Below are 13,572 nucleotides of genomic sequence, written 5' to 3' on the forward strand. Positions count from 1 at the left end.
CCTTCAACCTTGAACAAGAGAAAAAGAAATATCGCACAAATTCAAAATGATTACCAAAAACAAATGGAACAGCAAGCACAGCGCTTAAAACGCAAACGCCGAGGACTCCTTAGAAGGCTTACTGTGTTTGGTGTGATCGTGCTCATGTTTGCTGTCTTGGTAACAAGTGCCCTCTGGTCGCAATCGTCCTCATTAAAGGAAAAAGAAGAGAAGAAGGTTGCGCTCGAAAAAGAATTAAAGCAATTACAAACAAAGCAGGAAGATATTTCTGATGAAATTAAAAAGCTGAAAAGCAAGGAATACGTACTCGAACTGGCACGACGAGACTATTATATGTCCAAAAAAGGCGAAAAAATCTTTGATGTGGGCAATAAGAGCGATTAGCCTTGTTGACACTTAAAATTCAGTTTATGTATAATTGAACAAATGAGATTTTTTTATAAGTCTAAGGAGGAGCACTTTTTTTATGTCGATTGAAGTTGGCAGCAAGTTACAAGGGAAAGTTACGGGCATTACAAATTTTGGAGCTTTTGTGGAGTTGCCAGGCGGTTCAACTGGTCTCGTTCATATCAGTGAGGTAGCCGATAACTATGTAAAAGATATTAATGAGCATTTAAAAGTCGGTGAACAAGTTGAAGTGAAAGTGATTAACGTTGAAAAAGACGGTAAAATCGGCTTGTCCATTAAAAAAGCAAAAGATCGTCCTCAACAACAATCAAGACCGGTCAGAAATGATTTCCGTCCAAAGGAATCGTTTGAGCAAAAAATGAACAAATTCTTAAAAGATAGTGAAGACCGCTTAACATCTTTAAAACGTAACACGGAATCAAAACGTGGGGGACGCGGAGCAAGAAGAGGTTAACTTGTTGCTGCTTTCTATATATCTTTCACAACAAAGCACCTGCTGTCCGCAGGTGCTTTTTTTCTTGATCCATACGACATTTTTTGAGATTTCGTCATTTAATTTAAAACTTCCTATTGACGGACAAGCGATTCCTTTGTATTATAGATCTTGTGCTTCTTAGCGCATTTTTATTATGGCGGTGTAGCTCAGCTGGCTAGAGCGTACGGTTCATACCCGTGAGGTCGGGGGTTCGATCCCCTCCGCCGCTATCCTTTTTATTAGAACATAAAAGCAAGGCCCGTTGGTCAAGCGGTTAAGACACCGCCCTTTCACGGCGGTAACACGGGTTCGAATCCCGTACGGGTCATCTTCGAAAACAGCTTTCTTTAGGAAAGCTGGTTTTTTGTGTCTTCGTAAAATTCTGATGAAAGACATCGACTTTCAAGAAAGTATGCCTCTTTGACGAATAAAGCGTCGAACGTTTTATGGAAACGACAACTTCTTTTGACAAAATTTCTTTTTCACCTTCGCTATAATGACAAGCAACGAATATCAGGTGGGGGATGAAAAGATGGAAAAACTAGAAAGAAGAACTGATTTAACAGGAGCGGGGTTTGAAAGAATCAGTGCAGGGTTAAAAAAGATGAAAAACCTGTTTCTTCATCATACGCATTCTCTTTTTTTCTATAGAGGGTTTATTTATGTCGTTCTTGGTTTTTTATTAGGACGAGCCTTTATATTATCTGAAATTATGCCGTTTGCTCTGCCTTTCTTTGGCTCCATGCTGCTTATCAAAAGAGATAAGTCCATGCTTGCTTGTCTCGCTTTACTTGCTGGAGCCATGACGATATCACCTCAAAATGCATTGTTTGTGTTTGCGTCGCTGATCGTATTCCTTCTTATGTCCAAGGTGGTTTCTTTCATCATAAAAGACCCAGTGAAAACATTGCCGGTTGTCATTGTGCTGTCAATGCTGATCACCAGAGGAGCATTTGTTTACCTAGAGCAAGGTGCTGTGCAAAGCTACGATTACGTCATGGCGGGTGTCGAAGCAGGACTTGCCTTCATTTTGACACTGATTTTCCTTCAAAGCATGCCGATTTTTACAGTCAGGAAAATCAAACACTCCTTAAAGGTTGAAGAAATTATTTGCTTTATGATATTAATTGCCTCAGTTTTAACAGGTCTGGCTGGCATCACATTTCAAGGAATGCAGGCAGAGCATATTTTGTCACGATATGTAGTGCTGAGCTTTGCCTTTATTGGAGGAGCGAGTATTGGTTGTACAGTGGGTGTCGTGACTGGATTAATTCTCGGTCTCGCTAACATCGGAAACCTTTATCAGATGAGTCTTCTTGCCTTTTCAGGTTTATTAGGGGGATTGCTGAAAGAGGGGAAGAAAGCAGGCGCAGCCATTGGCTTAATTGTGGGTTCCTTACTTATTTCCTTGTACGGAGAAGGATCAGCAGGACTCATAACCACGCTATATGAATCACTGATTGCGGTTGCGCTCTTCTTGCTCACGCCACAATCAGTGACCTCTAAGGTAGCGAAATATATTCCTGGTACGGTAGAGCATGTACAGGAACAGCAGCAATACGCCCGGAAAGTACGAGATGTGACAGCAAAAAAGGTAGATCAATTTTCTAACGTATTTCATGCGCTGTCTGAGAGTTTTGCGACATTTTACGATTCCATTCCTGAAGAAAAGAAACAGGAAGAGGATGTAGATCTTTTTTTAAGTACGATCACAGAACGATCCTGTCAAACGTGCTATAAGAAAAATAAATGCTGGGTGCAGAACTTTGATACAACCTATGAACTGATGAAACAAGTTATGCATGAATCTGATGAAAAAACCTACGAGCAAAACCGGAAATTGAAGAAGAAATTTAGCCAGCACTGCTCAAAATCAAAACATGTCGAGGAATTGATTGAAGAGGAGATCGCTTACTATAAAGCCAACCAGACTCTGAAGAAAAAAGTCCAAGACAGCAGACGACTAGTAGCTGAACAACTGATGGGTGTCTCACAAGTGATGGAGGATTTTTCCCGGGAAATAAAACGGGAAAGAGAACAGCATTTTATTCAAGAAGAGCAGATGATAGAAGCACTTCAGCACTTTGGAATTGAAATTCAGCAAGTAGAAATTTATAGCTTGGAGCAGGGGAATGTCGATATTGAAATGAGAATCCCATATTGCCAAGGACATGGTGAATGTGAAAAAATCATCGCCCCTATGCTCTCAGATATTTTAGAAGAACAGATTTTAGTCAAAGCAGAGCAGTGTGCAGAGCACCCAACAGGCTATTGCCACGTTGTATTTGGCTCTGCAAAATCATATCGAGTGGCTACAGGCGTAGCGCATGCAGCAAAAGGCGGAGGATTAGTGTCTGGAGACAGCTACAGCATGATGGAGCTGGGTGCGGGCAAATATGCCGCGGCTATTAGTGATGGAATGGGCAATGGAGCAAGGGCTCATTTTGAAAGCAATGAAACGATTAAGCTGTTAGAAAAAATATTGGCATCAGGTATCAATGAAAAAGTGGCGATCAAAACCATTAATAGTATTTTATCTTTACGAACGACAGATGAAATCTATTCAACATTAGATTTATCCATTATTGATTTACAGGATGCGAGCTGTAAATTCCTTAAGATCGGTTCAACACCCAGTTTTATTAAACGGGGTGATCAGGTGATGAAGGTACAAGCGAGCAACTTACCGATTGGGATTATTGATGAATTTGAAGTGGAAGTTGTGAGTGAACAGATGAAAGCAGGAGATCTGCTGATTATGATGAGTGATGGCATTTTTGAAGGACCAAAGCATATTGAAAATCATGATCTTTGGGTGAAGCGCAAAATGAAAAGCTTTAAAACAGAAGATCCGCAAGAGATTGCTGATCTATTAATGGAAGAGGTCATTCGAACAAGATCGGGTCAAATCGACGACGATATGACGGTTGTTGTCATCAGGCTTGATCACAATACACCAAAATGGGCATCTATTCCGACGGGGACATTCTATCTTGAGAAACAAGAGATTTCTTGAAATATCGTATAATATGAATTTCTTCTGGCGATGATGGGGATATAAAGCATTCAGTTACGATCCCAGGAGGAATGAAGATGCGAAAAGGTCACGTAAACCAAATCTTATTGATTACAGATGGCTGCTCAAATCACGGGGAAGATCCACTTGCGATTGCCTCATTGGCAAAGGAACAAGGGATTACAGTCAATGTCATTGGCATTATGGAGGAAAACAGACACGATCATGAAGCAATGAAAGAAGTCGAGGGGATTGCCCTCGCAGGTGGGGGCATTCATCAAGTTGTCTACGTCCAGCAGTTATCTCAAACGGTACAAATGGTTACAAAAAAAGCGATGACACAAACTTTACAAGGTGTTGTGAATAAAGAATTGCAGCAAATACTTGGCAAAGATACTGAAATTGAAGAGCTTCCGCCTGATAAGCGTGGGGAAGTGATGGAAGTAGTCGATGAGTTAGGAGAGACGGTTCACCTTCAAGTACTTGTGCTTGTTGATACAAGTGCAAGTATGAAACCGAAGCTGCCTACCGTTAAAGAAGCACTCATTGACCTCTCCATTAGTTTAAATTCAAGAATTGGTGAAAATCAGTTTGGGATGTGTATATTTCCCGGGAAAAACTCAGATGCTGAAATTGTGTTGAATTGGACGCCTCGATTCGATTCACTGTCATCTATTTTCCCGAAACTGACCACGGGAGGAATTACTCCAACTGGACCAGCGCTTCGAGAAGCACTCCAGCATTTCAAATCAGTTCGTTCACGTAAAGGGCTGCTTGAAGCAAAGGAAGAGCATGATGAATTCGGCTTCTAACATTCCGTTAGGCACGGTGATTCAAGGGAAATGGCATCACCATCATTACCGCATTGTAAAAGAGCTAGGAAAAGGGGCGAACGGTATTGTCTATCTAGCAGAATCGCCAAATGGTCAAGTAGCCCTTAAAGTGAGTGATGACAGTATGCTCATTGCATCTGAAGTCAATGTATTAAAATCCTTTTCTAAGGCTCCTGTGAAAACCATGGGGCCTTCTTTTTATGATATGGATGATGCGATTTATCCCGGCATGCTTCAAAAGCGTTCCTTTTATGTGATGGAGTATGTCAGAGGCCCATTACTGCTTGAATTTGTAAAACAAAAAGGTGATGAGTGGATCGTTGTTTTAATGGTTCAGCTTTTATCTAACCTGGCTCATTTACATCAAGAAGGCTGGATTTTTGGTGACTTGAAGCCAGATAATCTCATCGTGTCAGGTCCACCGGCCGCGATTCGGTGCATTGATGTAGGAGGAACGACAAAAGCAGGCAGGGCAATCAAGGAATATACCGAGTTTTTTGATCGAGGCTATTGGGGATTTGGCACAAGAAAGGCAGAGCCATCTTATGATCTGTTTGCCTTAAGCATGGTGATGGTGAACTGTGCGTATAAGAAAGAATTCAAAAAAGGAGCAGAACCGGAAAAGCAGCTTTACAGAGCCATTGAAGGACATCCTTTATTAAAGCGATATGAAAGGGTGTTAAAGGCTGCTCTACAAGGTAAATATCAATCAGCGGCGGCTATGAAGAGTGCGATGCTGAAAGAAGGACAGCTGATCGCTTCAAGAAAAGCGAGTCAAAAGAAGCAGCAGCAAAAAAACGGGCAAAAGCCCGCTGTTCAACAAAATCAACAGGTGACTTCACGATCGAGAGTTGCAGCAGCAAAAAGAACACCAGTACGCAAAAAATCAGGTGGGCTTTTTGAAACTGTTCTTATCGTGTGCAGTGTACTTGCTCTTTACTGTGCATATGTAGTTTTGTTCCTGCTATAGACCCTGTAAAAAAGCAGGCTTCATCTTTGCTTGGAGCTACTGAAAGTGATAGGATATGTATATCTTTAAATTACCTGCTCTTTGTGAGGAGGAAGTTGTGAATAGAATTGAATCATTTTTGAAAAAACATGATGTTTACCTTGAAAATACGACAGTCATTGTCGGGGTTTCTGGCGGACCAGATTCCATGCTTTTACTGCACGAACTAAACAAACGTCAAAAAGGTTCCTATCAGCTGATTGCAGCCCATGTAGATCACATGTTCAGAGGAGAAGAATCCTTTGCTGATTTGGCATTTGTTGAGGCGTACTGCAAGGAGCAAGGAATTCCTTTTGAATCGGCCCGCATACAAGTTACCCAATATGCAAAAGAAAACCACTTAAACAAACAGGCAGCTGCAAGAGAGTGCAGATATGCTTTCTTTCGTCAATTGATGGAGCAATACAACGCTCAATTTCTAGCGCTTGCACATCATGGAGACGACCAAGTAGAAACAATGATGATGAGGCTTGTGAGAGGGACTGTTGGAATAGGACTCGCAGGTATCCAAGCAAAACGTCCTTATCAAGATGGATGGCTGATTCGGCCGCTCATTGGATATTCCAAGGATGACGTGCTGAACGCTTGTGAAAAAGAACATATTCCCTATGTCATTGATCAAAGCAATCACACAGATGACTACTTGAGAAACCGGATAAGAAGACACATTCTTCCCGTGTTAAAAGAAGAGGCACCTCATGTACATGAAAGCTTTCAGTTTGTAAGTGACATGCTGACTGAAGATGAGCAATACTTGCAGGCATTAACAAAGGAACAAATGAACCAAGTGATAATTAATCAATCGCCTAAGCAAATTAAGATCAAAACGAAGCCTTTGCTTGACCTGCCTTTGCCTTTACAAAGAAGAGGCATTCAACTAATATTAAACTATCTTTATGAAAACACTCAATCAGCGTTTTCAAACCAGCATATTCTAGGGACTTTGGACTGGTTATCTCATACTGAACAACCGTCTGGATCATTAGATTTGCCAAAAGGTTTACAAGCTGTCAAGTCTTATGATTACTGTATGTTTACCTTTGAACGATCGCTTGTACTAGACCAGTCTTATGCTCTTCACTTAAAGGGTGAGCTTGGAGAGAAGCTTTTCCTTCCAAATGGGCAGTCTATCGTGGTATCAAATCATGTTCCGAAGGATGCACGGAACGGAAACCATTTTTTCTTGCTTCAAAAAGATCATGTTCGTTTCCCTTTGATCATTCGCTCACGAAAAAATGGTGATCGAATCAAACTTAAAGGGATGAATGGATCAAAAAAGGTGAAGGATATATTTATTGATAAAAAAGTGCCTCTTGCAGAAAGAGACAGCTGGCCGATCGTCACTGACTCGGAGAATCAAATCATCTGGATCCCAGGTCTGAAAAAATCCGTTTTTGAAGAAATTGATATGACAAACAGCGATCTCATTGTATTACAATATAGACAGCATGAAAATTTGTAGGGGGCAAGCAAAAGCATGAAACAAGATATTGAAAAGGTTTTGATCTCAGAAGAAGAGATCCAGCAAAAAGTGAAGGAACTGGGTGCAACATTAACCAGCGATTATGATGGTAAATTTCCCCTGGCTATTGGTGTTTTGAAAGGGGCTCTTCCATTCATGGCAGACCTGATCAAACACATTGATACATATTTAGAACTTGATTTTATGGATGTATCTAGCTACGGAAAATCTACCGTATCTTCAGGAGAAGTAAAGATCATTAAAGATCTAGATACTTCTGTTGAAGGAAGAGATATTTTAATTATGGAAGATATCATCGACAGTGGGTTAACTTTGAGCTATCTGGTAGAGCTTTTCCGATACCGTAAAGCAAACTCCATAAAAATTGTGACATTGCTTGATAAACCAAGCGGTCGTAAAGCAGACATCAAAGCAGATTATGTTGGATTTGAAGTTCCAGATGCATTTGTTGTCGGCTATGGATTGGATTTCGCTGAACGTTACCGAAACCTCCCGTATATTGGAGTGTTAAAACCATCTGTTTACGAAGGCTAATCAGCATACGTATACATGAGGTTATTGGTTGTATTGGAATGATTTTCTATGATACTATTGACCATAGTTGTGCTTACTGTGGGAGGAGGTAAGGAATGAATCGGGTTTTTCGTAATACGATTTTTTATATACTTATTTTATTACTTGTGATAGGGGTAGTCAGTTGGTTAGGATCCCCTAATCAAAAGCCTGAGAACATGTCTTACAGCAAATTTTCGCAAAATCTAAGTGCGGGAAAAGTGGAGAGTATCTCCATTCAGCCTGTAAGAGGGGTTTATGAAATTCGTGGTCAATTAGATGGCGCGAAGAAAGATCAATACTTCATTACCCATGTTCCAGATGGTCAAGGTGTTGACCAGATTTACAGTGCACTTAAGAATACAGATGTAAAAGTAGAACCAGCACCTGAAACAAATGGATGGCTGCAAGTCCTGACAACCATCATTCCGTTCATCATCATCTTTATCCTGTTCTTCTTCTTATTGAACCAAGCTCAGGGCGGTGGAAGCCGTGTTATGAACTTTGGTAAGAGTAAGGCGAAGCTTTACACAGAAGAGAAGAAACGTGTGAAATTTAAAGATGTTGCCGGTGCAGATGAAGAAAAGCAAGAACTTGTAGAAGTGGTTGAATTCCTGAAGGACCCACGTAAATTTGCGGAGCTTGGCGCAAGAATTCCTAAAGGGGTTTTACTAGTAGGACCTCCAGGTACAGGTAAAACATTGCTTGCGAGAGCATCTGCAGGAGAAGCAGGCGTTCCTTTCTTCAGCATCAGTGGTTCTGACTTCGTCGAGATGTTCGTCGGTGTCGGTGCATCACGTGTACGTGATTTATTCGAAAATGCGAAAAAGAATGCACCATGCTTAATCTTTATTGATGAGATTGATGCAGTGGGTCGTCAGCGTGGAGCCGGTCTTGGCGGTGGTCATGACGAGCGTGAACAAACGCTTAACCAGCTTCTTGTTGAAATGGATGGTTTTAGTGCGAACGAAGGTATTATTATCATCGCTGCGACGAACCGTGCAGATATCCTAGATCCTGCATTGCTGCGTCCGGGACGTTTTGACCGTCAAATTACGGTTGACCGCCCAGATGTCATTGGCCGTGAAGAAGTGCTGAAGGTTCATGCGAAAAACAAACCGCTTGATGATGCAGTGAATTTGAAAGCCATTGCAAGCAGAACACCTGGGTTCTCTGGAGCAGATCTTGAGAACTTACTAAACGAAGCAGCACTTGTTGCTGCCCGTCATAACAAAAAGAAAATTGATATGCGTGATATCGACGAAGCGACTGACCGTGTCATCGCTGGGCCGGCTAAGAAAAGCCGCGTCATTTCGAAGAAAGAACGTAATATCGTGGCTTACCATGAAGCGGGTCATACCGTTATTGGTCTTATCCTAGACGAAGCGGACATGGTGCATAAAGTAACGATCGTTCCTCGTGGTCAGGCAGGCGGATATGCGGTCATGCTTCCAAGAGAAGACCGTTATTTCCAAACGAAACCAGAGCTTCTTGATAAAATTGTCGGCTTGCTCGGCGGTCGTGTTGCAGAGGAAATTACGTTTGGTGAAGTAAGTACAGGTGCTCACAACGACTTCCAGCGTGCAACTGGCATTGCAAGAAAAATGGTTACAGAGTTCGGTATGTCTGATAAACTTGGTCCACTTCAATTCGGTCAAGCACAAGGAGGTCAAGTATTCCTTGGCCGTGACTTTAACAACGAGCCGAATTATAGTGAAGCGATCGCTTACGAAATTGACCAAGAAATTCAGCGTTTCATCAAGGACAGCTACGAACGTGCGAAACAAATTCTCACTGAGAATAAAGATAAGCTAGAAATCATCGCACAAGCCCTTCTAGAAGTTGAAACATTAGATGCTGAGCAAATTAAATCTCTTTACGAAACTGGAAAGCTTCCAGAGCGTGTATACGCAGATGACGAAGAGAAAAACGATGATGTGAAAGTGAACATCAAGAAAAAAGAAGAAGATGAGGAGATCTAATCTCCTTCTGTGAAAGCTGCCGGGATCACCGGCAGCTTTTTTTATTTCGATTCCTGAATGGATCGGTTTCGAATTGTTTACAAATGGAACTCAATTCGTGTATGGTATGATAGAAAGTCGAAAAATGCTCTTTTTGAGAAACTATTCAAAGTGGTGATGAAGTTGTTACTCGTGATAGATGTAGGGAACACAAATACCGTTTTAGGTGTTTATCATAATGGCGATCTAAACTACCATTGGCGAATTGAAACAAGCCGTCATAAAACAGAAGATGAATTTGGTATGGCTATCAGGTCTTTATTTGATTATGTCGGGCTGATGTTTGACCAAATAGAAGGAATTATCATTTCGTCTGTTGTCCCGCCAATGATGTTTGCATTAGAAAGAATGTGCGAGAAGTACTTTCACATAACTCCCCAAATTGTAGGGCCTGGAATGAAAACTGGATTAAACATTATGTGTGACAATCCAAAGGAAGTCGGGGCTGATCGAATTGTGAATGCAGTAGCGGCGATTCATCTATATGGGGCACCTCTCATTGTCGTAGACTTTGGCACAGCGACAACCTACTGCTATATCAATGAACAAAAACAATACATGGGTGGGGCAATTGCACCTGGTATTACCATCTCAACAGAGGCTTTATATACAAGAGCGGCGAAACTGCCAAGAATTGAAATTGTCCGTCCAGATCACATTGTTGGAAAAAACACCATCAGTGCAATGCAATCCGGCATCCTTTATGGATATGTTGGGCAAGTCGAGGGAATAGTGAAACGGATGAAGCAGCAAGCGAAACAAACACCGAAAGTCATTGCAACAGGCGGTTTGTCGACATTGATTGGAAATGAATCAGACTGCATTGATATTGTCGATCCGTTCTTAACATTAAAAGGACTTCAACTCATTTATGAACGTAATCGTGTCGGTGTACTATAGGAGGTTTAAAATCGAATGGACTACTTAGTTAAAGCGTTAGCATATGACGGAAAAGTCCGAGCATATGCTGCAAACACAACAGATACAATCAACGAAGCACAAAGAAGACACCATACATGGCCAACAGCATCAGCAGCGATTGGCAGAACAATGACAGCTACAGTCATGATGGGTGCTATGCTGAAAGGCGAAAATAAGCTAACGGTCAAAATTGAAGGCGGTGGACCAATCGGTGCCATCATTGCTGATGGAAACGCAAAGGGCCAGGTGCGCGGATATGTCTCAAACCCACAAGTCCACTTTGACTTAAATGAACATGGCAAGCTAGATGTTAGACGTGCAGTCGGGACATCTGGAACGTTAAGTGTTGTCAAAGATATCGGACTGAAAGATCACTTCACAGGACAAACGGAGATCGTCTCAGGTGAAATTGGAGATGACTTCACTTATTATCTTGTCTCTTCTGAGCAAGTGCCTTCCTCTGTTGGTGTAGGGGTTCTCGTCAATCCAGATAACTCGATTCTCGCAGCTGGCGGTTTCATCATTCAATTGCTACCTGGAACAGAAGATGCTGTCATCGAAAGACTAGAAAAGCGGCTCTCAACCATTGAACCCATTTCTAAACTCATTGAAAAAGGGATGACACCAGAAGAAATTTTAGAAGAAGTACTCGGAGAAAAACCTCAAATTTTAGATACTGTACCTGTCGAATTCTCTTGTAACTGCTCAAAAGAACGTTTTGCTAATGGCATTATCAGCCTAGGAAAAGCCGAAATTGAAGACATGATTGAACAAGAGGGACAAGCAGAAGCTCAATGCCATTTTTGTAACGAAACGTATGTATTTACAAAAGAAGAGCTAGAAGAGCTACGTGAAGAAATAACCCGCTAAGCTCTAAGCAGCGGGTTTTCTTTTTTGAATGGAAAGGAGACGAATGATGAGACTGAAAGCAAGAGTAGTATGGACATTTATCCTTGTGTTGCTTATGATCAATGCCGGTGTTATTGCATATGTATTAACAAAGTCGCAAATGTCACAGGCTTCTTCAAACGGGAAGAGCGGTGAAGAAATTGCGTCGATTGGAAAAGAGAAGGTGACACGTCAAGAATGGTTAAAGAAGATGGAAGACCGCTATGGAAAGGCAACACTTGAGCAAATGATTAATCAGAAGGTGGTCGATCAGCTTGCGAAAGAAAACAAGCTTGAGGTGTCCTCAAAAGAAATCAATCGTGAATTGCTGATGCTTAAAGCGGTATCTAATAATTTCTACGAAGATGGACATACGAGTGAAAAGGACTGGACAGAACAGATTCGTTATCAAATTTTATTAGAGCAGCTTTTAACGAGAGATGCTGTCGTTTCCGAAAAAGAAGCGAAATCCTTTTATGAAAAAAACAAGGACTTATATCAATATGATGATTCATACCGTATTCGTCATATCGTCGTGAAGACAAAAGGCGAAGCTGAAAATGTATTGAAGGATCTGAAAGGCGGATCTAGCTTCGAGGCGGTGGCAGCTGAACGCTCCATTGACCGCTACACCTCTCCATATGGCGGAGATCTTGGGTTTGTGACAGAAGAACAAGAAAGTATCCCAGCCCTATACATACAGGAAGCTCAAAAGCTTCAGCCAGATGAATGGACTAAAGAACCGATCGAGACCAAAAATGGGTATGCCATTATTCAACTAAAAGAAAAATTAAATGGCCGCTCCTTCTCTTATGAAGAAGTCAAAAATCAGATCAAAAGGCAGATTGCCATGGAAGATCTAGGTGAAAAGGCGAATGTCAAAACCCTGTGGAAAGAAGCAAAAGTCACATGGTTTTACGATGGCGAGCAGGACTAAAAGCATTGACAAAATTTTTCGAAATTGATAATTTAATATTAATACAATAAAATTACTCGGAGATAGAGGTGTTAGTGATGGCTCGTATTGCAAATTCAGTTTTTGAACTAATAGGAAATACACCAGTCGTTAAATTAAACCGTTTAGTAGATGAAGACAGTGCGGATGTCTACTTGAAACTTGAATATATGAACCCGGGCAGCAGTGTAAAAGATCGTATTGCGTTAGCGATGATCGAAGATGCTGAAGCGAAAGGTACTTTAAAAGCCGGCGACACGCTCATCGAACCAACAAGCGGAAACACAGGGATCGGTCTTGCAATGGTAGCGGCAGCTAAAGGAATTAACGCAATTCTAGTGATGCCAGACACAATGAGTCAGGAGCGCCGCAACCTTTTACGCGCTTATGGTGCAGAGCTTGTATTAACACCAGGTGCAGAAGGAATGAAAGGTGCCATCAAAAAGGCAGAAGAATTGGCAGAAGAGCACGGTTACTTCATGCCTCAGCAATTTAGCAACGAAGCCAATGCGGAGATTCACCGCCGTACTACAGGAAAAGAAATTCTTGAACAGTTTGACGGCGAGCTTGATGCATTTATTGCAGGTGTTGGTACGGGCGGCACAATTACGGGTGCTGGTGAAGTCCTAAAAGAAGCCATCCCATCGATTCAGCTTTATGCGGTAGAGCCGACAGATTCTCCTGTATTATCAGGCGGAAAGCCAGGCCCGCATAAAATCCAAGGGATTGGAGCAGGATTTATCCCTTCCATCTTGAACACGGAAGTATATGACGGCATTATCCAAGTGAAAAACGAAGATGCATTTGAGCTTGCAAGAAGAGCAGCGAAAGAGGAAGGGATCCTTGGCGGTATTTCTTCAGGAGCAGCTATTTACGCAGCACTTCAAACAGCGAAGAAGCTTGGTAAAGGGAAAAAGGTTCTGGCAATTATCCCAAGTAATGGGGAGCGTTACCTCAGCACACCTCTTTATCAATTCGATTAAACCAATTACCCCAGCATTTGCTGGGGTT

At 41.7% G+C, this 13,572-nt stretch carries 11 protein-coding genes, 2 tRNA genes and 1 pseudogene; all 14 read left to right on the plus strand.

Annotation, left to right across the window (positions count from 1 at the left end; all coding sequences use genetic code 11):
• Window positions 1-9: 9 nt before the first annotated feature.
• The 14 genes and pseudogenes from MHI33_RS00380 to cysK all read left to right on the plus strand — a co-directional run bounded on the left by MHI33_RS00380 (window position 10) and on the right by cysK (window position 13,544).
• Window positions 10-384, plus strand: coding sequence for an FtsB family cell division protein (locus MHI33_RS00380; protein ID WP_003217952.1), 375 nt, complete (start codon window positions 10-12; stop codon window positions 382-384).
• A gap of 82 nt (window positions 385-466) precedes the next feature.
• On the plus strand, window positions 467-862 hold the full coding sequence (locus MHI33_RS00385; RefSeq protein WP_044140403.1) for a S1 domain-containing RNA-binding protein: 396 nt from the start codon (window positions 467-469) through the stop codon (window positions 860-862).
• Window positions 863-1,039: 177 nt separating this feature from the next.
• Window positions 1,040-1,113: transfer RNA gene (locus MHI33_RS00390), tRNA-Met, on the plus strand.
• A 26-nt stretch (window positions 1,114-1,139) separates the two neighbouring features.
• Window positions 1,140-1,211: transfer RNA gene (locus MHI33_RS00395), tRNA-Glu, on the plus strand.
• Between the two features lie 204 nt (window positions 1,212-1,415).
• The gene (gene spoIIE, locus MHI33_RS00400) at window positions 1,416-3,899 is read left to right on the plus strand and encodes a stage II sporulation protein E (RefSeq protein WP_340908281.1); all 2,484 of its coding nucleotides are present in this window, start codon (window positions 1,416-1,418) and stop codon (window positions 3,897-3,899) included.
• A gap of 77 nt (window positions 3,900-3,976) precedes the next feature.
• Window positions 3,977-4,711, plus strand: coding sequence for a vWA domain-containing protein (locus MHI33_RS00405; RefSeq protein WP_003217969.1), 735 nt, complete (start codon window positions 3,977-3,979; stop codon window positions 4,709-4,711).
• A complete protein-coding gene (locus MHI33_RS00410; RefSeq protein WP_034665743.1) occupies window positions 4,695-5,702 on the plus strand; it encodes a protein kinase domain-containing protein in 1,008 nt (335 codons plus the stop codon). The genes MHI33_RS00405 and MHI33_RS00410 overlap by 17 nt, the downstream gene beginning before the upstream one ends.
• A gap of 97 nt (window positions 5,703-5,799) precedes the next feature.
• Window positions 5,800-7,222: pseudogene (tilS, locus tag MHI33_RS00415) on the plus strand (tRNA lysidine(34) synthetase TilS).
• Window positions 7,219-7,758 (plus strand): hypoxanthine phosphoribosyltransferase, encoded by a 540-nt coding sequence (hpt, locus tag MHI33_RS00420; protein ID WP_003217950.1) that lies wholly within the window; start codon window positions 7,219-7,221, stop codon window positions 7,756-7,758. Before tilS ends, hpt begins: the two are co-directional and overlap by 4 nt.
• A gap of 95 nt (window positions 7,759-7,853) precedes the next feature.
• Window positions 7,854-9,758 (plus strand): ATP-dependent zinc metalloprotease FtsH, encoded by a 1,905-nt coding sequence (gene ftsH / locus MHI33_RS00425; protein ID WP_044140407.1) that lies wholly within the window; start codon window positions 7,854-7,856, stop codon window positions 9,756-9,758.
• A gap of 162 nt (window positions 9,759-9,920) precedes the next feature.
• Entirely contained in the window at window positions 9,921-10,697 is a 777-nt protein-coding gene (locus MHI33_RS00430) for a type III pantothenate kinase (RefSeq protein ID WP_008341820.1), read from the plus strand.
• A 15-nt stretch (window positions 10,698-10,712) separates the two neighbouring features.
• Window positions 10,713-11,588, plus strand: coding sequence for an Hsp33 family molecular chaperone HslO (gene hslO / locus MHI33_RS00435; protein ID WP_283924092.1), 876 nt, complete (start codon window positions 10,713-10,715; stop codon window positions 11,586-11,588).
• A gap of 52 nt (window positions 11,589-11,640) precedes the next feature.
• The gene (locus MHI33_RS00440) at window positions 11,641-12,543 is read left to right on the plus strand and encodes a peptidyl-prolyl cis-trans isomerase (protein WP_223250718.1); all 903 of its coding nucleotides are present in this window, start codon (window positions 11,641-11,643) and stop codon (window positions 12,541-12,543) included.
• A gap of 77 nt (window positions 12,544-12,620) precedes the next feature.
• The gene (gene cysK / locus MHI33_RS00445) at window positions 12,621-13,544 is read left to right on the plus strand and encodes a cysteine synthase A (RefSeq protein ID WP_044140410.1); all 924 of its coding nucleotides are present in this window, start codon (window positions 12,621-12,623) and stop codon (window positions 13,542-13,544) included.
• Window positions 13,545-13,572: the final 28 nt, after the last annotated feature.

The sequence above is a fragment of the Bacillus sp. FSL K6-2971 genome (assembly GCF_038006405.1).
GTDB lineage: Bacteria > Bacillota > Bacilli > Bacillales > Bacillaceae > Bacillus > Bacillus pumilus.

Bases quoted from the DNA above. Each gene is read 5' to 3' on its own strand.
- hslO (WP_283924092.1), top strand. From the start codon at position 10,713: ATGGACTACTTAGTTAAAGCGTTAGCATATGACGGAAAAGTCCGAGCA.
- MHI33_RS00405 (WP_003217969.1), top strand. From the start codon at position 3,977: ATGCGAAAAGGTCACGTAAACCAAATCTTATTGATTACAGATGGCTGC.
- MHI33_RS00385 (WP_044140403.1), top strand. From the start codon at position 467: ATGTCGATTGAAGTTGGCAGCAAGTTACAAGGGAAAGTTACGGGCATT.
- MHI33_RS00410 (WP_034665743.1), top strand. From the start codon at position 4,695: ATGAATTCGGCTTCTAACATTCCGTTAGGCACGGTGATTCAAGGGAAA.
- cysK (WP_044140410.1), top strand. From the start codon at position 12,621: ATGGCTCGTATTGCAAATTCAGTTTTTGAACTAATAGGAAATACACCA.
- spoIIE (WP_340908281.1), top strand. From the start codon at position 1,416: ATGGAAAAACTAGAAAGAAGAACTGATTTAACAGGAGCGGGGTTTGAA.
- ftsH (WP_044140407.1), top strand. From the start codon at position 7,854: ATGAATCGGGTTTTTCGTAATACGATTTTTTATATACTTATTTTATTA.
- hpt (WP_003217950.1), top strand. From the start codon at position 7,219: ATGAAACAAGATATTGAAAAGGTTTTGATCTCAGAAGAAGAGATCCAG.